Origin of the sequence: Amycolatopsis sp. SB7-3, from assembly GCF_041021335.1 — a bacterium.
Lineage (GTDB): Bacteria > Actinomycetota > Actinomycetes > Mycobacteriales > Pseudonocardiaceae > Amycolatopsis > Amycolatopsis japonica.
The window spans coordinates 854,496-871,976 of the sequence record NZ_JBFPJQ010000002.1; the positions used below are offsets into that span (position 1 = coordinate 854,496).

At 65.5% G+C, this 17,481-nt stretch carries 21 protein-coding genes; 10 read left to right on the forward strand and 11 right to left on the reverse strand.

Annotated elements, in window-relative coordinates; all coding sequences use genetic code 11:
- Positions 1-40 precede the first annotated feature (40 nt).
- Positions 41-487 carry a cupin domain-containing protein gene (locus AB8M46_RS22145; protein ID WP_394361394.1) on the forward strand — a complete coding sequence of 149 codons (447 nt, stop codon included), beginning with the start codon at positions 41-43 and terminating at the stop codon, positions 485-487.
- 113 nt (positions 488-600) lie between these two features.
- Here the strand turns inward: AB8M46_RS22145 and AB8M46_RS22150 are convergent, their stop codons facing one another.
- The 5 genes from AB8M46_RS22150 to AB8M46_RS22170 form a co-directional block, all read right to left on the reverse strand.
- Positions 601-1,131 (reverse strand): DUF4262 domain-containing protein, encoded by a 531-nt coding sequence (locus tag AB8M46_RS22150; protein ID WP_394361395.1) that lies wholly within the window; start codon positions 1,129-1,131, stop codon positions 601-603.
- A 67-nt stretch (positions 1,132-1,198) separates the two neighbouring features.
- Positions 1,199-1,948, reverse strand: coding sequence for a YebC/PmpR family DNA-binding transcriptional regulator (locus tag AB8M46_RS22155; RefSeq protein ID WP_016334762.1), 750 nt, complete (start codon positions 1,946-1,948; stop codon positions 1,199-1,201).
- Between the two features lie 51 nt (positions 1,949-1,999).
- The gene (gene pdxT / locus AB8M46_RS22160; protein WP_038512501.1) at positions 2,000-2,629 is read right to left on the reverse strand and encodes a pyridoxal 5'-phosphate synthase glutaminase subunit PdxT; all 630 of its coding nucleotides are present in this window, start codon (positions 2,627-2,629) and stop codon (positions 2,000-2,002) included.
- 54 nt (positions 2,630-2,683) lie between these two features.
- Complete coding sequence (locus AB8M46_RS22165; protein WP_007034928.1) at positions 2,684-3,004, reverse strand: AzlD domain-containing protein; 321 nt, start codon at positions 3,002-3,004, stop codon at positions 2,684-2,686.
- Positions 3,004-3,717 carry an AzlC family ABC transporter permease gene (locus AB8M46_RS22170; RefSeq protein ID WP_037338952.1) on the reverse strand — a complete coding sequence of 238 codons (714 nt, stop codon included), beginning with the start codon at positions 3,715-3,717 and terminating at the stop codon, positions 3,004-3,006. Before AB8M46_RS22170 ends, AB8M46_RS22165 begins: the two co-directional genes overlap by 1 nt.
- Before the next feature lie 68 nt (positions 3,718-3,785).
- Between AB8M46_RS22170 and AB8M46_RS22175 the strand changes: the two genes are divergently transcribed.
- A complete protein-coding gene (locus AB8M46_RS22175; protein WP_037338954.1) occupies positions 3,786-4,352 on the forward strand; it encodes a helix-turn-helix domain-containing protein in 567 nt (188 codons plus the stop codon).
- Here AB8M46_RS22175 and AB8M46_RS22180 read toward each other — a convergent pair whose 3' ends face one another.
- Positions 4,353-5,729, reverse strand: a complete 1,377-nt coding sequence (locus AB8M46_RS22180; RefSeq protein WP_037338956.1) for an APC family permease — start codon at positions 5,727-5,729, stop codon at positions 4,353-4,355.
- A 143-nt stretch (positions 5,730-5,872) separates the two neighbouring features.
- Here AB8M46_RS22180 and AB8M46_RS22185 point away from each other — a divergent pair, with 143 nt between their 5' ends.
- Both AB8M46_RS22185 and AB8M46_RS22190 read left to right on the forward strand, forming a co-directional pair.
- Positions 5,873-6,484 carry a TetR/AcrR family transcriptional regulator gene (locus tag AB8M46_RS22185; protein WP_394361396.1) on the forward strand — a complete coding sequence of 204 codons (612 nt, stop codon included), beginning with the start codon at positions 5,873-5,875 and terminating at the stop codon, positions 6,482-6,484.
- Positions 6,481-7,548, forward strand: a complete 1,068-nt coding sequence (locus AB8M46_RS22190) for a P1 family peptidase (RefSeq protein WP_394361397.1) — start codon at positions 6,481-6,483, stop codon at positions 7,546-7,548. Before AB8M46_RS22185 ends, AB8M46_RS22190 begins: the two co-directional genes overlap by 4 nt.
- 13 nt (positions 7,549-7,561) lie before the next feature.
- Here AB8M46_RS22190 and AB8M46_RS22195 read toward each other — a convergent pair whose 3' ends face one another.
- Entirely contained in the window at positions 7,562-7,978 is a 417-nt protein-coding gene (locus AB8M46_RS22195) for a DUF6892 domain-containing protein (RefSeq protein WP_378428713.1), read from the reverse strand.
- Between the two features lie 76 nt (positions 7,979-8,054).
- Between AB8M46_RS22195 and AB8M46_RS22200 the strand changes: the two genes are divergently transcribed.
- Both AB8M46_RS22200 and AB8M46_RS22205 read left to right on the forward strand, forming a co-directional pair.
- A complete protein-coding gene (locus AB8M46_RS22200; RefSeq protein WP_394361398.1) occupies positions 8,055-8,480 on the forward strand; it encodes a PaaI family thioesterase in 426 nt (141 codons plus the stop codon).
- 225 nt (positions 8,481-8,705) lie between these two features.
- Positions 8,706-9,002 (forward strand): YkvA family protein, encoded by a 297-nt coding sequence (locus tag AB8M46_RS22205; RefSeq protein WP_037338967.1) that lies wholly within the window; start codon positions 8,706-8,708, stop codon positions 9,000-9,002.
- Positions 9,003-9,094: 92 nt separating this feature from the next.
- Here the strand turns inward: AB8M46_RS22205 and AB8M46_RS22210 are convergent, their stop codons facing one another.
- Positions 9,095-9,493 carry a peptidase inhibitor family I36 protein gene (locus AB8M46_RS22210; protein ID WP_158634259.1) on the reverse strand — a complete coding sequence of 133 codons (399 nt, stop codon included), beginning with the start codon at positions 9,491-9,493 and terminating at the stop codon, positions 9,095-9,097.
- A 374-nt stretch (positions 9,494-9,867) separates the two neighbouring features.
- On the opposite strand from AB8M46_RS22210, the gene AB8M46_RS22215 reads away from it, so the two are divergent.
- From AB8M46_RS22215 to AB8M46_RS22225, 3 genes are read left to right on the forward strand one after another with little or no spacing between them, the layout of a single operon-like run.
- Entirely contained in the window at positions 9,868-10,293 is a 426-nt protein-coding gene (locus AB8M46_RS22215) for a helix-turn-helix domain-containing protein (protein WP_052120599.1), read from the forward strand.
- A gap of 44 nt (positions 10,294-10,337) precedes the next feature.
- Complete coding sequence (locus AB8M46_RS22220) at positions 10,338-10,805, forward strand: hypothetical protein (RefSeq protein ID WP_052120600.1); 468 nt, start codon at positions 10,338-10,340, stop codon at positions 10,803-10,805.
- A 21-nt stretch (positions 10,806-10,826) separates the two neighbouring features.
- A complete protein-coding gene (locus AB8M46_RS22225; protein ID WP_394361399.1) occupies positions 10,827-12,011 on the forward strand; it encodes an MAB_1171c family putative transporter in 1,185 nt (394 codons plus the stop codon).
- Positions 12,012-12,331: 320 nt separating this feature from the next.
- Here the strand turns inward: AB8M46_RS22225 and AB8M46_RS22230 are convergent, their stop codons facing one another.
- The 3 genes from AB8M46_RS22230 to AB8M46_RS22240 all read right to left on the reverse strand — a co-directional run bounded on the left by AB8M46_RS22230 (position 12,332) and on the right by AB8M46_RS22240 (position 15,967).
- Entirely contained in the window at positions 12,332-13,624 is a 1,293-nt protein-coding gene (locus tag AB8M46_RS22230; RefSeq protein WP_394361741.1) for a nucleotidyltransferase, read from the reverse strand.
- Positions 13,625-13,626: 2 nt separating this feature from the next.
- On the reverse strand, positions 13,627-14,223 hold the full coding sequence (locus AB8M46_RS22235; protein WP_394361400.1) for an SLATT domain-containing protein: 597 nt from the start codon (positions 14,221-14,223) through the stop codon (positions 13,627-13,629).
- Positions 14,224-14,695: 472 nt separating this feature from the next.
- Positions 14,696-15,967 (reverse strand): hypothetical protein, encoded by a 1,272-nt coding sequence (locus AB8M46_RS22240; protein ID WP_394361401.1) that lies wholly within the window; start codon positions 15,965-15,967, stop codon positions 14,696-14,698.
- 345 nt (positions 15,968-16,312) lie between these two features.
- Between AB8M46_RS22240 and AB8M46_RS22245 the strand changes: the two genes are divergently transcribed.
- Positions 16,313-17,335, forward strand: a complete 1,023-nt coding sequence (locus AB8M46_RS22245) for an HNH endonuclease (RefSeq protein ID WP_394361402.1) — start codon at positions 16,313-16,315, stop codon at positions 17,333-17,335.
- Positions 17,336-17,481: the final 146 nt, after the last annotated feature.

A 17,481-nucleotide genomic window follows, 5' to 3' on the forward strand; every position in this document is an offset into this window, starting at 1 on the left:
TCCGAGGCTACCCGGCGCAGGGTCCGGGCAAGATGAGGACATGCCGAGTCCCGACGAGTTCACCGCCCATCTGGGTCTTCAGCCGCTGCCAGTGGAGGGCGGCCGCTGGGCGCAGAGCTGGCGCGACGATACCGCGTCCGCGATCTACTACCTGCTCGCGCCGCCGGAAACCTCGGCGCCGCACCGGCTGGACCGCCTGGAGATCTACGCCCACCACGCCGGCGCGCCGGTGCGGATGCTGCTGTTGTTCCCCGACGGCCGGGTTTCGCGGCCGGTGCTGGGACCCGACGTCGCGGCCGGCCAACGTCCGCAGGTGGTGGTGCCCGCCGGGGTCTGGCAGGCGTCGGTGAGTACCGGTGAGTGGAGCCTGGTCGGGACCGTGGTCGTGCCGCCTTATACGGACGACAGCGTGGAGTTCCGGTCGGCGGCCGCGTTGGCCGCCGAGTGGCCCGACGCGACGGAAGACCTGGCGCCCTGGCTCCGATGACGCCGCATTTAGTCCTCTGAATGCGGGGACGCAGGTGCCCCGAACGCTAGGAACGGTCCTTTCCTTGCAAATTTCGCAAGGAAAGGACCGTTCCTAGCACGCTCGGCTGCGGTTCAGGGACCGTCGACGCCCGGGGTCCAGCTTTCCGGGTCACCGGATTCGGTCAGCACCGGCTGGTACCGCGCGAAACCCTCGGGCGCGTCCGGATGCCACGGGAAATGCCCGTCCGGCGTGGCGACGATCAACTGCAGCGCCGGGAAGTCCCCGTCCGGGTAGATCAGGAACGCGCTCCCGAAGTACTCGGGATAGTGCCCCTTCGCGACCCGTTCGAAGACCACCGGCGCGCCCTCGAAGAAATCGTCGTAGCGCTTGCCGACCTCGAAGATCTCCCCGGCGGCCGCACGGTCGACGTAGGCGTCGAGAAGGACCGGCCCCATGTGCTCGGGCAGTCCGATCACGACCGCTTCCGCGACGTTGTGCAACGCCCAGGCGCACGCGGTGAAGCAGAAGTTCGCTTCCTCCTCGTCGCCTTCGACCGCGATGACCGCGTTCCCTCTCGCCTTCGCCTGCGCCTCGATCCACTGGATGAGTTCGGCTTCTTCGGCGGTGAGGGCATCGGCTTCGGAGGTCGTCACGCGCGACATTGTGCCCCACGCGAGCGCCCGCACCTAGTCCCGGGACCGATTTTCCGCGGCATGGCGGGAAAATCGATCAGCCGACCTCGGCCATGACCTCGTCGGACACATCGAAGTTCGCGTACACGTTCTGCACGTCGTCGCAATCCTCGAGCGCGTCGATGAGCTTGAAGACCTTCTTCGCGCCTTCGACGTCCAGCGGAACACTGACCGACGGGAGGAACGTGAGATCCGCGGACTCGTACTCGAAACCGGCTTCCTGCAAGGCTTTCCGGACCGGGACGAGGTCGGTGGCCTCCGAAACGATCTCGAAGTTCTCGTCGAGGTCGTTGACCTCTTCGGCGCCCGCGTCGAGGACGGCCATGAGGACGTCGTCCTCGCCGGCGTCACCCTTGGGCATGATCACGACGCCCTTGCGGTTGAACATGTAGGCGACCGAGCCCGGGTCGGCGAGCGAGCCGTTGTTCCGGGTGAGCGCGGTGCGCACCTCCATGGCGGCGCGGTTCTTGTTGTCGGTGAGGCATTCGATCAGCACGGCCACACCGTTCGGGCCGTAGCCTTCGTAGGTGATGGTCTGCCAGTCGGCGCCACCGGCCTCTTCACCGGCGCCGCGTTTGCGGGCGCGCTCGATGTTGTCCTGCGGGACCGAGTTCTTCTTGGCCTTCTGGATGGCGTCGTAGAGCGTCGGGTTGCCGTCCGGGTCGCCACCGCCGGTCCGGGCCGCCACCTCGATGTTCTTGATCAACCGGGCGAAGAGCTTGCCGCGCTTCGCGTCCAGGTTGGCCTTCTTGTGCTTCGTGGTGGCCCACTTGGAGTGGCCGCTCATCTCTCCTCCATCTACTCCTGTGCCCGCCGCTGAGCACAGTGTCGGTTTTGCTTAAGCCTGCCGCACGAGGTCGACGAACAGCCTGTGCACGCGTTCGTCCCCGGTGAGTTCGGGGTGGAACGACGTGGCGAGTACCGCCCCCTGCCGGACCGCGACGATCCTAGCGGCCGCGTCCTCGGAGCCCGGCATTTCGGGGACACTGGCGAGTACCTCGACCCCGTCGCCCGCTTTTTCGACCCACGGGGCGCGGATGAACACAGCGTGCACCGGGCCGCCTTCGATACCGGTGAAGTCGAGGTCGGCTTCGAAGGAGTCCACCTGCCGCCCGAACGCGTTGCGCCGGACGACGACGTCGAGCCCGCCGAGTTGCCGCTGGTCAGGCCGTCCGTCGAGAGCCTGGCGGGCGAGCAGGATCATCCCGGCGCAGGAGCCGAACGCGGGCATCCCGTCCGCGATGCGCTCGCGCAGCGGTTCCAGCAGTTCGAAGGTCTCCAGGAGCCTCGACATGGTGGTCGACTCGCCACCCGGCAGCACCAGACCGTCCACTTCGGACAGTTCGCTCGCACGACGGACCGGCAGCGCCCGCGCACCCGCGCGTTCCACCATCGCGGCGTGCTCCCGCACGTCGCCCTGCAGTGCGAGCACGCCGACCACCGGCCGTGCCCCCGTCGCGATCGCCACCCGACCTCCCGAAAGACCTTCCCCTTAGCTTAGGCGCCTCGGGGAAGGGCCAGGTCAGGGGACCCCGGCCAGCCGCAGCAGGGCGGCGGTCGCGGCCGCCGCGACGACGACCAGCGCGAACGGCGCCTTGCGCCAGGCGAGCACGCCGCCGACCAGCACTCCGGCGGGCCGGGCGTAACCGGCGAACTCGTGTCCCTCGGTGAGCGCGGCGACCGCGACGAGGGCGGCCAGCAGGACGACGGCCGAGCGCGCCATCAGCTTCTCGGCCTTGGGCGACACGGTGAACCGCGCCTTCAGCACCGGTCCGGCGAACCGGAAGGCGAAGGTCCCGGCGGCGAGCACACCGCCGGCGATGATCAGTTCCAGCGGATCCATCAGTGCACTCCCTCGGGTTCGCGTTCGGCGGGTTCCTTGGCCGCCACCCCGGCCAGCACGCCGACCAGCGCGAGCAGCACCGGCAGCCCGGCGGGCAGGAACGGCGTCGTGGCCAGCGCGACGGCGACGCCGACGAGTACCGGCAGCCGGGCGGCGCGGTCGCGCAGCGACGGCAGGACCAGCGCGAGCAGGACCGCCGGGAAGGCCGCGTCGAGCCCGAACGCGTCGGTGTCGCTGATCGCCGTCCCGGCGTAGGCCCCGGCGAGGACGCCGACGTTCCAGCAGACGAACAGCCCGATCCCGCACACCCAGTACGCGGCCTTACGCCGCTCTTCGTCGCGCTGGGCCAGCGCGAACGCGACGGATTCGTCGATCATCAGGTGGCTGCCGACCACCCTTGACGACCACCGCTTCCCTAGGACGTCACCGATCGCGAAGCCGAAGGGCAGATGCCGCGCGTTGGCCAGCAGCCCCGCCGCGACGGCCGCGACCGGGCTGCCGCCCGCGGCGATGATGCCGACGAACATGAACTGCGAGGCACCGGCGAAGACCAGCACCGAGAGCAGCATCGGCGCCCAGATGGGAAAGCCGGAGCCCACCGCGATGGCGCCGTAGGAGATGCCGACAATGGTGTCGGCGAGGCAGACCAGCCCGATGTCACGGAGAAGATCGCGCCCCAGGACACGAGTGGTTGTTCGCCATATCGAACGCATAGCGTCATACGATGAACGAACGCAGCCGTGTTCGTCAAGGCGAACGCAACGACCGATGGAGCGAACGCATGTCCCCGACCGCGTCCGACGGTGCCCCACTGGACGTCATCGCCATGTCCCTGCGCCGGGAACGTGCCCGCACCGGGCTGTCCCTCACCGAGGTCGCCAAACGCGCCGGCATCGCGAAATCCACGCTCTCGCAGCTGGAGTCCGGCACCGGGAACCCGAGCGTCGAGACGATCTGGGCGTTGTGCGTCGCGCTCGACGTCCCGTTCTCGCGGGTAGTCGAGCCCGAACGCCCTCGCGTGCAGGTCATCCGCTCGGGCAGCGGCCCGACGGTGTTCGCCGAACACGCCGATTACGCGTGCACGCTGCTCAGCTCCTGCCCTCCTGGCGCCCGGCGCGACGTGTACCTGATTCGCGCCGAGCCCGGGAAACCGCGGCTTTCGGACCCGCATATGAGCGGCATCGTGGAGCACATCGTCCTCAGCGCGGGCCGCGCCAAGGTCGGGCCGCTGGACGAGCCGATCGAACTGCTGCCCGGCGACTACATCTGCTACCCCGGCGACGTGCCGCACATCTTCGAGGCGCTCGAACCGGGCACGTACGGCGTGGAGATCGCCGAGTACACCTGATCAGGCCGGCTCCTCCGCCTTCTCCTCGGTGACGTCGGCGAGCTTCCAGCCGCCCTTCCGCCGCAGCACCAGGACGTAGTACGCGATCGACAGCAGGGCGACGCAGGCGGTGACGATCAGGCTCGGCCGTCCGACCGCCGGGTCGAGCACGTTCTGGTAGACGACGAACACCAGGACGCCCAGCGCCAGGACCGGCGCGACCGGGAACCACGGCATCCGGTACTTCGCGTGCGCGGTGGCTCCGGTGCGCCGTCCGACGATCGCGCCGAGACAGAGCGCCGCGTAGACGGCCACGATCGACGTGCTGGTCACCACCAGCAGCAGTTTCGGGTCGACGAAGCAGAGCAGCGCGGCGACCAGCCCGGTGCCGACGGTGGCGACCCACGGCGTCCCGAACTTCGGGTGCACCGAGGCGAGCGCCCGGTTGACCGGCGACGGCCACGCGCGGTCGCGGCCGCTGCTGAACAGCATCCGTGAGCTGATCAGCACGATCGCCAGCACGGCGTTGATGATCGCGAGCGCCACCGCCAGGCCGATCACGGTGTCGAGGGTGCCGCCGCCGCGCGAGCCGATGAAGTAGGACAGCATGTTCTCCGAGGTGAACAGCGCGTTCAGATCGGGCGCGCCGAGCAGGACCGCGGTCACCGGGATCAGTTCGGCGAGCACCGTGATGCCGAGGGCCATCAGGATCGCGCGGGCGATGCCGCGTGAGGCGTCCTGCGTCTCCTCGCCGAAGTACACCGCCGAGCCGTAGCCGTTGTAGGCGAAGATCGCGACCGAGGTGGCGATCGCGATGGCGCCGACCGTGGCCGGGCCGCCGTCCGAGGCGACCGGATGGGCCAGCAGTTCGGTGAACGAGCGCGCCGGGTTCAGCAGGCCGAGAGCGCTGACCACGATCAGCGCGAGGATCTCGATCGCCAGGAAGATCCCGGTGACCCAGGCGTTGAGCTTGATGTCGAACACCCCGACGACGGCCGCGACCACGCAGGTCACGGCGGCGATCACCGAGCCGGGCACCCCGGGCAGGAGCACGCCGAGATAGGTGCCGACGCCGAGCGCGATCACCGCGACGATGAGCACCTGCGTGATGATCATGAGTCCGAGTACCGCGAAGCCGGGCAGGCGGCCGAGCGTTCGGGTGACGATCGCGTACTCGCCACCCGCCAGCGGGAAGGCCGAAGCGAGTTCGGCGTAGACGAAGGCCATGAACACACCGACCACCGCGGCGGCCACGAAGCTGTAGAAGGCGCCCGTCCCGGCGCCGGAGAGCACCCCCGGCGCGATGATGAAGACCGACGAAGCGGGACTGATCGCGGAGAGCGTGATGAGCAGCGTGCCGAGGGTGCGCAGACCGCGGCGCAGGGCGGGAGTGGACACGGCCGACCTCCTACAAGGTGGGTTCCTTGAATCTCCTTCGAAGAACTGTTGAGCACGCATCAAAGGCCCTCCACGGTGTGACGTCAAGAGCTGATCGCGCGCAGCTCTTGCGTTTTTCGAACAAGATTCGAAGAATGAGGGGCATGGCGAGACCGAGCAAGGCACCGGAGCGACGGGCCGAACTGATCGAGGTGGCCAGACGGGCCGTCCTCGAACGCGGCGTGCTGAACCTGCGGCTGAGGGACGTCGCCGAGGGCGCGGGCCTGTCGCCGGGTTCGGTCCTGTACTACTTCCCCACCCTCGCGGATCTGCTCCAAGAGGTGCAGCGCGAGGCGGTGGCGCGGTTCTGCTCGGCGAGGGAGCGGGCCGCGGGCGCGAAGACGAAGCCGTCCGACCGGCTGCTGGCGATGATCCGCAGCGGTCTGCCGACCGGTCCCGACGACGAACTCTGCGTGCTGCTCTACGAACTCGGCACGATCGCCCGCCGCGATCCCGCGTACGCCGCCCGGCACATCACGCTCTACGAGCAGCAGGTCCGGATCTACACCGGCATTCTCGAAGCGGGCGCGGCCACCGGCGAGTTCACCCTGACCACGGAGCCGGTGTCGATCGCGCGGAACCTCGTCGCGCTGGAAGACGGCTACGGCCTGCACCTCACCCAGGCCGTGCCGACGATGGAAACCGCCACCGCCGAAGCGATGTTGCTCTCCTACGCCCGCACAGCGACCTCGAACTCCTTGGAGGACCGTTCATGACCCGCGCCCGCGACCTGGGTGTCCCGCTGCCCGGCCGGACCGGCGAGCACAACGCGCTCACCGACGTCCCCGGCGTCGAGATCGGTTTCACGACCCTCGTCGAGGGCGAGTCGGTGCGCACCGGCGTCACCGCCGTCCTGCCGCGCGGACGCGAGGACTTCGCCGTACCGTGCGCGGCCGGGACGTACGCCCTCAACGGCAACGGCGAGATGACCGGCACCGCGTGGCTGGCCGAGACCGGGTCGCTGACCCTGCCGGTGCTGATCACCTCGACGCACGCCGTCGGCGCGTGCCACCGCGGCACGATCGACTGGGTCGTCCGCGAGCGCCCCGACGTCGCGGCCGAATGGCTGCTGCCGGTGGTCGCCGAGACCTGGGACGGCTACCTGAACGACAGCACCGCGCCGACCATCCACAGTGGACACGCCATCGCCGCGATCGACGCCGCACGGCCGGGCCCGGTCAGTGAAGGGTCCGTCGGCGGCGGCACCGGGATGACCTGTTACGGCTTCAAGGGCGGCACCGGTACGGCCTCCCGCGTCGTGTCCTATGGGGACGACGAGTACACCGTGGGAGCGTTGGTACAGGCCAACTTCGGCTCACGCCGCGAGCTCACCGTCGCGGGCGAGCGCGTCGGAGCCGAACTCGGCGCCGACAACCCGATGGAGGATGCCTGGACGGCGCCGTCGGGTGCCGGGTCGGTGATCGTGATCATCGGCACCGACGCTCCCCTGCTGCCCGGCCAGTGCACGTCGCTCGCCCGCCGGGTCCCGCTCGGCCTCGCCCGCACGGGAACCGCGGGTTCGCACTTTTCCGGCGACCTCTTCCTGGCGTTCAGCACGGCGAATCCGGGTGCGCTCACCAGCCGGTTCCCACGCACGGAGGAAGCCGAGTACGAAACCATGCGATTCGTCCCGTGGGGCAGGCTCGATCCCTTCTTCGAGGCCGTTGTGCAGGCGACCGAGGAGGCGGTGCTCAACGCGCTGTTCGCGAACGAGGAGATGACCGGTCACCGCGGGCACCGGGTTCCCGCGCTGCCGACCGGACACTGGACCAGGTCCTGACGCTCGCCGCCGATCAGAGCCAGTCCGCCTCGATACCGCGGGCGCGCAACGACTCCAGCGCCGCGTCGTTACCCGTGAAGAGCAAGGTCATCGACTTCAGGTTGGGAAAGTGTTCGACGTCGGCGAACTCGTCGACGTCGAACAGGGAGTCCTCGCCGTCCCAGTTCGGCGCGATCTCGAGGTAGATCTCGTTGCCGCCGTCCATCTCGATCTCGGTGATCTTCTCCGCGAGCTCGGCGGGGACCTCGAGCGCCTCGAAGTAGGCCGCCGCCTCCGGGACCGCCTCGACACTTCCGGCGTCGTAGGTGAAGCCCTTCTCGGCGGCGTACTCCCGCAGGTCGAACTTCGGGAGGAGTTCCTGGTTGTACATCAGCTCTTGGACCACCGCGAGCTTGAAGTTGAAGTCGGTGAACTGGATCGTCTGGCTCATGCCCGGACCTTATAGCGCGACTTCTCCGGATGGTTCCGGATCCGGAAAAGTGGTCCGATGGCAGGATGGTGGCCTGATGACCGAACTGACTCTCGAAGATGCCCGGAAGGGCCTCGCCTCGCAACCGTTCAGTGTTCTGCTCGGGGCCAGGGTGGCCTCGTTCGGGAACGGTGCCGCGACCCTGGAACTCGACATCCGCGAAGATCTGTTGCAGCAGAACGGATATCTCCACGGTGGCGTGCTCGCCTACGCCGCGGACAACGCGATCACCTTCGCGGCCGGGACGACACTGGGCCCGGACGTCCTCACCGGCGGCTTCAGCATCAACTACCTGCGGCCGGCACAGGGAATCCGGCTCGTGGCGGAGGCGCGGGTCCTGCACAGCGGACGGCGTCAGGCGACTTGCCGCTGCGACCTGTACGTGGTCGGCGAAGACGGGACCATGACGCTCAGTGCCGCGGCGCAGGGAAGCGTGCTGACGCGGAACGGTCCCACTCGCTGATCGACGCGGGACGGTGAGGCCGACAACAACGGCGAACTGATTACCGCGAACCTCGACACGACGTCGCGCTTCACCGGTCCCCGCGCAGCAGGTGCAACTTCGCCCAGCCGACCAGGCGGGGACGCGGAGTCCGGCGGAAAGCATCGTGTCCGCGAGCCGACACGCGGTCCACTACCGTGTAGTCGGCGCCGTGCTCCGGTTGTCGTCATGGCGAGAGGGGATCGCGTGGAGTCTCTGTGGACGACGCTCGGTGTCGTGGCCGTTGTGGTGATCATCGCCTTCGTCCTGATCACACTGTTCCTCTTGGTCAAACTGGTCAGGAAACATCGCCAGGTCCATCGGCCTGACACGCCGGTGCCGACCAAGGTCACCTACTGGCTTTCCCTTGCCTACACGGTGTTCCCATTCGACCTGCTGCCCGACCCGGTCTACTTCGACGACATCGTGGTCCTGACCGGCGGACTGATCTACGTCAGCAAGTCGCTCACCAAGAAGACCCGCGAAGCCCGCCGATCGGACTAGCGGGAACTGACCGCGGCCGTCGTGAAGGGGACTTTCCCCGCATACGATGCGGGGAAAGCGCCCTCACCACGTGAGACGAAGAGAACCGTCCACTAGGGACAGCCCTGGTAGCCGATCGACGAGGCGCGGTCGTTCCAGTCGGGGGTGAAGTTGCCGCTGGTGCCGGCGGGCATGGTGTTGTCCGGGTTGCCTCCCCAGTAGCCGTCGGAGACACAGAAGTTCTGGCCCGTACGGTTCCACCACGAGGTCGCCTGATTGTCGAAGGTCCCACCGCACGCGCTGCACGAGATGGTCCGGAAGTCGCCGTTGTACTGGTTCGGGAGCCAGTAGACGATGGTTCCTTCGCCGTTGGCGTGCTGGAACAGGCACATCTCCCCGTTGTAACAGTCGTTCCAGCCTGCCGCCTGCCGGATTCCCTGCGACACCGAGGATCCCTCGGCCGAGTCCCCCGACGAGGCCGTGGCGGCCGGAGCGCCGGCGAGCAGCGTCACCCCCACCATCATGGCGAGGCCCCATGCACTCCTCGAACGTGTTCTTCCCGATCCGTTCATGATCAACCTCCACGAGAACGAGTGGACGCACAGCGCGATCGATTTCCGGACAGCCCCAAGCGGCGGATAATATGACTGGAACGCCATCCTCGATCACTTTGATGACACGATCGACTGTAGTGACCCGGTTCCACCGTGGTCAATAAGCTGACTGGCCTACACTGCTCAGTCATTTCAGTGGTTCTCACGAGCCGACTGCCCGCCCGCATCGGGGCAACAGTGCTTTACCAGAACGATCTGCGGCGATCGACCCGACTGATATCGTCCTTGAAGGCAGATCAGTCTACTGATCCACGTGGAGCGGGAGGTTGTCCGTGGACAACGAGCAGCTGGTCCCGCGGACCCTGGCCGAGAAAGTGGACTACCTGTTCCGGGAGGTCCACCCACGCGACCGGAAACCCTTCACCCATCCCGAGGTGGCGAAGGCCACCGGTCTCTCCACTGGACTGCTTTCCGCGCTGCGATCCGGGAAGAACGTCAACCCCACCAAGGACACCTTGGAGAAGCTGGGCAAGTTCTTCGGCGTCTCGGCCGTCTATTTCCTGGACGACGAGCCGTCCGAACAGGTGAGCGCTCAGATCGCGTTGGCCGCACTGTTGCGGGACGCCGGAATCGCCCGGGTGGCCGCTAGGATGGTCGGTCTGTCCGATGGGAGTCTGGAAACCGTCACGGCCATGACCGAACAGCTACGAAAGCTGGAAGGACTCGACTCCGACAACGCTGGGGGGCGTCGAACTTGAGGTGGCGTCGCGGATCCCGCGGGATCGAACGACGGTGTCGGCAGGTGGTGGGTCAACTCGTGGTACCGGACTCGTGCGACGTCCTGCAATTGTGCGCTCAAGTGGGGGAACAACGGGGCAGGCCGATCGCGCTTCTGCCGCTGCCGATGGCGGCCTCGGGCGCCTGCGGGCTTTGGATGTCGGGATCCTCGACTGACTACGTCTGCTACGAGCGCGACACCACGCCCGTGCACCAGGCGCATATCGTCCTCCACGAACTGGGCCACATCCTCTGTGAGCATCCCGGCGCTGAGCGCCCCGAGTCGGTGCTTGCGGGCATCTTTCCCGACCTGAGCGGCACCACGCTCAAGATCATGCTGGCCCGGCAGCACGCGGGTTTCACCACTCAGGACGAGGCCGAAGCGGAGACCGTGGCCTATCTGATTTCCGAGATCATCGAGACGCGCCCGCGTCGTCCGTGCCGGGAACCGACCGAGATGAGTGCCCGGTTGAGTCAGGCGCTGGAACGATGACGGACCCTGGGGGATGCCTGGATGCCGGTGGCCAGCGTTGTTCATTTCATCGCACTGACAGCCATCGCCGCTGCCGTCGTTTACCGGGCCACGACCTGGCGTGAAGACAACAAGGCCCCCGCCGGCCGGGCCTTGTCCTTGACGATGGTGAACCTCTTCGCCCTCTATCTCCTGGGCTGGGCTCCGGCCTACTGGCTGGCCTACGACCTGCTCGGCCGTGTTCCCAGCTTGCCGCAGGTCATCCAGCACGTCGTGTGGATGGCCATGTCCTTCTACGCCCACATCTTCGTCATCCGGGTCTCCGCCCCGGCGAGGCAGTTACGACGACGTCTGCGTTTCGGCAGGGCATTGTTCGGGGCCGCTCTCCCGTTGCTGCTGATCGGCTATGTGATCGGACCGCTGCGCATCGGATTGCCGATCGTCGGGCCGAGCGGCACCCATGATCCAGGGGTGCTCGTCTACGACCTGATCTGGGAGACCCACAACATCATCGTCCTGGTCGACGTCTTGCTCGTCCGGTGGCGTGGGATGACCATCGAGAGCACCTATCTGCGGATCGGGGTGCGCTTCATGGGGCTCGGCTGTCTGATCTGGCTGGTCATGCTGATCCACAAGGTGGCTTACCAGACAATCGTCGGCTTGGGGTACGACTTGCCGTACGAAGAGAACGGCGTACACGGCATCCAGTTCTTGTTCTCCGCTCCAGGGGTCTGCTTCCTGGTGATCGGTATGACCATCCCGTCCTGGGGACCGCGAGTCGCCCGGTACCGGCACCAGCGTCGTGCCTACCGCCATCTGACCCCGCTGTGGGAAGCACTCGCACCGGCACGCACGGCCATTCCGGTCGCGGCCCCGCGCGGCCCTCATGCCCGGCTGCGCCACCGAGTCATCGGCATCCGCGACGCACTGGTCGGTCCGCTGCGCGACCACCTCGACGAGAACACGATCCACCTCGCCAAGAGGGAAGCGATGCGGTCCGGGCTGACCGACGACGACGCGCAGGCGGTCGCCGAGGCGGCGCTCATCGCCGCCGCGGTGTCGGCGCATTCCCACAGTGGATCTGCCTCGATCACCGCGCCCCCTGCACCGCGGCTGCGGCGGGAAGAGAACTTCGACGCAGAGACTGCCTGGCTGGTCAAAGTCAGCCAGGCATACCGGCACTCCCCCATCGTTCCCGCGGTCCTGAGGCGACAGTCGTTGCCCTAGCGGTGTCCCCTGGAGTGTCCAGAACGCGGCAGAGGCCCCGCGGACGGATGTCCACGGGGCCTCTCGATCGACCGAGTCGGCTTTACCAGCTGCGCTCGGAGAGACGGTGCGGCTCGGGCACGTCGTCGACGTTGATTCCGTGGTCCAGAACTGACGATCCTCGATTCTGCCGCAGGCGGTGCCGGGTGCGCATGCGTGTTCACAAGGGATCCCGCGCACAGCCAGGGAACCGGCGGGGCGGAGTCTGTTCGTGGCAGTCGACGGCAACTCGACCACATCGTCGATGGACGGGGACGCGACTCCGAGTTCCGGGAGTGCCATCACGGACTGCTTGTGTTGCCAATCGGCACATCGATGCGGTCTCGCGCGACGACGATCCCATCTTTCACGATGTAGCATTCAACGACGTGCTCGCCCCGGAAGCTGGTCCGCTCGCGCCTCACGCTCGGGCGAGTGGACGTGATGATCCCCCCGCGGATCATGTTTCGGTGCTCGGCCTCCTCACCGCGGTTCAGCACCTTCCACTTCACGTCGTACGGCTGCTCTGCGCTGCACTCGATGATAGTGAAGTCGAGATCCTTGCCCACGCGGAGTAAGGTCTTCTCGCGAAGCATGACCCGTAAGTAAGCCGGGCGCCATCCGTTCTGGGTAACCTTGCAGTCGATCGTTAGCGAGTGACCGATGTCGACAGGGAACTGGCTCTCGATGAACTCCTCGGTGTCATGGAACGCGCGGGCGGACTCGCTGGCCTTCAGCGGAACGGCAGTGCCGAACACGACCCGCCACTTCTTGTTGGCGGATGCCTCGCCTTCAGCCTCGATCGCCTCGATGCAGCGGTTGTACGCCTTTTTCGCCTTCGCCTGGAACCGCTTCTTCACCTTCACCTGTTGGTTGCTGCCGAGTGCGAGGTAGTAGCTTCTGTCGGGCTCGTCCGCGAGGAACTCGAAGAAGTCCCGAACCATGAGCGAGAACTTTCCGGTCCCCGCCGCGTCATAGGCATCCGTCGTCGTGAAAAACCGATGGACGAGCGTGTCAATGAGCAAGCCGCCCATGTTCACGCCGTTCGCGTTCTTCCACGCCCGAGTCATTCTGGCAAGGTGGCGCATGTTATTCGATGTGCGGTCGTTACGATCCTTCGTGGCACGGATCTCTTCGCGCGGTTTGGTGACCTTCCAGCCCTCGGCGACCGTATCCGGATAATCGAAGCTACCGTCGCCGTTCTCGAAGACCGGCTGCACCTCAAACTTGAACTTGTTGCTGGTGAACTGTACTCGAACAACGCACTGGTCGACGCGGACCTCTGTGTTCTTGTACCGCGCCTTCAGGACGTCCTTGACCCTGGTCAGGATCCTTCGCGGTCCAGAGTCACTGTCGTAACTTGATCGAAGGACGGCCGGGAGGATGTAGAGCATGTCCAGGTCAGAGACTCCACGGATAGCCGTGTGACGACCGTAAGAGCCCACCATCAGCCGGTGCTCGGTTGAGCCGACCTTGGCTCTGAAGTCCTTGTTCAGCGCCTTCGTGATCTCGTCCCTGCGCGACGCGATCACGACGGCGCTGTCACCGACCTTCAAGTTCTCAAGCAGGCCGTCGAAGATCTCCGAGGTCCCCATGCTCACGCCTCACTTTCTTTGAGTCGAAGTGCTTCCGGCAAGAAGAGGTCGATCTCGCGCGACGTAAACGTCATCTCCTCATTGCGCTTGAGCCCTTCGCTCGCTTTTTTGAAGGCCTTATTCGAAGTCCTGGGAGCCGCCGAGTATGCGGCGCGCGCAGCCTCCTGTAGCGCGGCCCTACGAGCACGGGCTTCGTCGTCCGAGGTTGCACCCGACATCAGGTCAGAGATCAAAGACAGATAAGACTCGCGGACGTCCCAGAGCCGCGACGCGACGTCGCGGTGCGCCTCGGACTCCTCACCGAACTTGAAGTTCTTCGCACCGAGGCTAAGCACCGTGACGACGATCGCAATGAAGGACGTCGCCAGACCAGCGATCTGGGGACTCACGAAGTTTCCGAGCAACGACGCCAGGAAGGTCCCCGTGCTGATCGCAGTGAAGGCGACCAAAGCCGCCTGCTGACGCCTATGCTTCCGGAAACACAAATCCGACTGCTTCTCATGGGTCTTCTGGCTGTAGACCACTCGGCCGAACGACTCGCGAACCTGGGCGAAGAGATAGTCGTCTCTCTCGATCTCAGCGGCGGGATCGCTTGTCATCTTGCTCCGTTCTTCTCTCACCGCGAGGTGCACCTGATTGGTTTCCTCTAGGCGGGCTGGTGCCCAGGAAAAGCAAAACGGCGACGGACGATCGCTACACGGGCTCCGAATATGGCTGGGGCCAGCGACAGTCCCACGAGCCGCCACCAGACTGCACACGCCCTCGACCGATACACCTCACGAGCACGCCCCATGTGCTTCGCCGGTGCGCCGCCCGCTGGTCGAGGTTGGTCCTGGCTCCCTGAACAATTGTGGCAAATTTCCTGCACCGAGCTGCGATCGCTCCAATATGACCAGTTCCGCCTACTCCGAGCGGTGCGTCAACGTCCGGCTGGACCGAGACCGAGCTGCACCGTCACGCCGGGCCGCGGCACTTGAGCGGAGGCTCCAGGGACGAGATCTCCAGCACGATACCGAGCCAAATGGAAGGCAGGGCAGCCAGGACCGGCATTCGTTGCCCCTCCGCGGTCGTTCACGGGATCGCCGATCCGGAGTAGTCCAGGATGGCCGCAGCGTGGTCGAAGGTCTTCACCTTGGTTGGATTGCCACCCGTCGACGGCACGGTATAGAGCGCGACCTGGCGATCCCGATGGCCAAGAAACGCGATGGTGCCGCTGTCGGGGGAGGTCGTGACGTCGGCGATCTCGAGCTTGTCGTTTTCGAACATTAGGGTTGTCTTCGCGACCTTGCGGTCCGAGATGTCGACTCGGTAGAGCTGCTTCCCCTGCAGAACCATGAGCGCCTCGTCCGTGACGAACGCGACAGGGATGGTGGGTGGTGTTATCGAGCCGGTAGGAATGTCACCGGTAAACGGCAAAGATCCAGTGGTCGAGCTGTCGGACTTGCCCAACTCGACCGGTGACGCCACCCTTATTCCTGGAGTTGTGGTGATATTCGCGCTGAGCGTTCCTGCTTTGTTGATCACTCGGCGTTCGGTGATCACCGGGGCCGTCGTATTCGGCATGTGCACCTGGGAGGTGCCATGCCCACCCATGCCAACGGTGGAGAGGCCTTCGAAGTCATATTTTTTAGCCAACTCGCCTTCGTCTCGTAGGTCACTGCCGTCCGGGCGGCAGGATTTCATCGTGTACTTGTCCTTGACTACCTGCCAGAAGAAGATGCGTTCCGACGCATCGTGATACATGGGATTCTCGTCATTCTTGAACACGAGATCCTCTTCTGTCCTTTTAGGTGACAGCGGCTGGAACTCGCCTGTCATGCCCAGCCAGCCGAACACGCTGTTCTGGGTACTCGCGTCCTGGCTGACTGCCAGAATACGAGTGAACTTCCGGTCGAAGGCGTCGCGGTGGCGAACTCCGTTCCGCGGGAAGATATCGGGAGACGACGCGATGCTCGAGCAGCTGACTCTCGGCTGCGGTCCAGGAGCGCCGAGGATATCGAGCCGGAAAGTACTCGGCGTGCCTTTCTCCCGACCATCGGGTTGAAAGCTGGTCACTGTCAAGGTACTGCCGTTCGCGGTCGCCGCGTCGCAGCTCGCCACGACGATCCCTGGTGGCACACCGTCTGCAGCAGGCGCCGGGCTGGCAAGCGTCGGCGATTCGTTCACCGGCGGGCTCGCGACGGAATTCTGCGAGCCCGAATCCGTCGTCGGCGCAGGGTCGCTGCCGCACCCAGCCAGCAGGCTTGAGGCGACAACGGCCAGTACCGCGAATGCCGAGCGGGACGATCTGGCGTGGCTCAACGTGCCTCCCGTGCCTACGTGGCGGCGCGAAATGGTTTGCATGCCCCCCAGGGTCGCTGCATCGGTGCACGTCGTTACGCGGTTCGGGCCAGCACCTTCACATCGAGGATCGGCAGTAGGTCACGAGCGTCCCGGCACGGCTGGTCATCACGATCAGGTTTACCGATCCAGATGAGATGACGTGGGAGCGCACTGGGAGATGCCGAACTGACTCCCCGAAGCCGGATCTGCGGAACGTGCGGTGAGCCGCGTAGCGGAGTCCAGCACCGTTCCAGCTCCCCGTCCAGACACCTCAGAGACGGGCGGTTCTCAGAAATTTTTCTGAGTTTCCGATACACCAACCCGTCGTACAGTTTTACGACTCGTCCAAACGGTAGGCTTTGGCGCATGAGCAACGACATCAGATATCGAAAAAGCGACACCAACGGGAACGCGATACTACGTCTCGCACTTCTTGAGACCTGGGGTCGCCGATGCTATTCGTGCCTCACCCCGCTGGATTTCATGCACGCCGAGATTGACCACATCATCCCGCACACAATCACAGAAGCCGAGCAGAAACGGCTACTAATCGAACATGGGCGCCCTGATGATCACGGTACCTTCGACTTGCACGCCGCCAGCAATCTCGCCCCCATATGCAGACAATGCAACAACAAGAAGAGCTCACTTATCTTGACGGGGGTGTTAGCAGTCAGCATCGCCCTGACCAACGCGAGTCGTCGGCGCCACAGCGTCGAGCAGTACGTTCGGTCATTCAACTCCTCAAACAAGGTGTCAAGAGCTCTGATCACAATGTCGACCGCCGATTTTTCCGACATAAATTCCAAGAAAGCGCTGAACGAAACTTGGCCTTCTGTTGCGCACACACTCAGCATCAACGCGCCCGAACTACTCACTCAGTACTCGACTATGCATGAGATCCAGAACCCGGACGAGCACAGCCCGCCTCGTGTTCAGGTCGTCTTGAACGAGGCAGGACGACGGACACGAGTGATTCTCGAAGACGTGTACGGCATGGACTTCGACGGCACGCTGATCGACGCGACCACAGCGCTGCAGAGAGGGATCATCGAGCGCCTCCAGGAGGACATCGCCGCCGATCTCCGCAAGGAGGGCCACTTCTACCCGGATATAGGAGACCCGGAGGGGCGATTACTGATCGAGGTCAGCAGCTTCTCGTTCGAGCACCCCGACGACTTCACGATCCAAGGAACGTTCGAGGCCGACATGTCCGCGGGTGTCCTGGTTCACAGCCAGAACGATTCCGGTACCAACCTTCTTCAGGGCGACACTGCCGCCCATGGGCGCTTCTCGGTCTCGTTCAGGCGGGATGACGACGACTCGGCGCATGCGGAGGTCGATGGTCCCGTCATCGACGACTGGCAGACGGGCCTAGCACCCTGGTGACTGGCGATGGCGCGCCTCGTCTGGCGTTGCCGTGGTCGCAATGGCCTACCCGATCGATGTGAGGCCCGCGACGCTCAGCCGAGCCGAGCCGCCCCCGGCGGCCAGTTCCTCACTGGGGCCTCCACCACTGTCTGGGATGCAGTATC

Excerpts from the sequence above, each read along its gene's own strand:
- AB8M46_RS22145 (WP_394361394.1), top strand. The coding sequence starts at position 41 with ATGCCGAGTCCCGACGAGTTCACCGCCCATCTGGGTCTTCAGCCGCTG.
- AB8M46_RS22150 (WP_394361395.1), bottom strand. The coding sequence starts at position 1,131 with ATGTCGCGCGTGACGACCTCCGAAGCCGATGCCCTCACCGCCGAAGAA.
- AB8M46_RS22155 (WP_016334762.1), bottom strand. The coding sequence starts at position 1,948 with ATGAGCGGCCACTCCAAGTGGGCCACCACGAAGCACAAGAAGGCCAAC.
- AB8M46_RS22165 (WP_007034928.1), bottom strand. The coding sequence starts at position 3,004 with ATGGATCCGCTGGAACTGATCATCGCCGGCGGTGTGCTCGCCGCCGGG.
- AB8M46_RS22170 (WP_037338952.1), bottom strand. The coding sequence starts at position 3,717 with ATGCGTTCGATATGGCGAACAACCACTCGTGTCCTGGGGCGCGATCTT.
- AB8M46_RS22175 (WP_037338954.1), top strand. The coding sequence starts at position 3,786 with ATGTCCCCGACCGCGTCCGACGGTGCCCCACTGGACGTCATCGCCATG.
- AB8M46_RS22185 (WP_394361396.1), top strand. The coding sequence starts at position 5,873 with ATGGCGAGACCGAGCAAGGCACCGGAGCGACGGGCCGAACTGATCGAG.
- AB8M46_RS22190 (WP_394361397.1), top strand. The coding sequence starts at position 6,481 with ATGACCCGCGCCCGCGACCTGGGTGTCCCGCTGCCCGGCCGGACCGGC.
- AB8M46_RS22195 (WP_378428713.1), bottom strand. The coding sequence starts at position 7,978 with ATGAGCCAGACGATCCAGTTCACCGACTTCAACTTCAAGCTCGCGGTG.
- AB8M46_RS22200 (WP_394361398.1), top strand. The coding sequence starts at position 8,055 with ATGACCGAACTGACTCTCGAAGATGCCCGGAAGGGCCTCGCCTCGCAA.
- AB8M46_RS22225 (WP_394361399.1), top strand. The coding sequence starts at position 10,827 with ATGCCGGTGGCCAGCGTTGTTCATTTCATCGCACTGACAGCCATCGCC.
- AB8M46_RS22230 (WP_394361741.1), bottom strand. The coding sequence starts at position 13,624 with ATGGGGACCTCGGAGATCTTCGACGGCCTGCTTGAGAACTTGAAGGTC.
- AB8M46_RS22235 (WP_394361400.1), bottom strand. The coding sequence starts at position 14,223 with ATGACAAGCGATCCCGCCGCTGAGATCGAGAGAGACGACTATCTCTTC.
- AB8M46_RS22240 (WP_394361401.1), bottom strand. The coding sequence starts at position 15,967 with ATGCAAACCATTTCGCGCCGCCACGTAGGCACGGGAGGCACGTTGAGC.
- AB8M46_RS22245 (WP_394361402.1), top strand. The coding sequence starts at position 16,313 with ATGAGCAACGACATCAGATATCGAAAAAGCGACACCAACGGGAACGCG.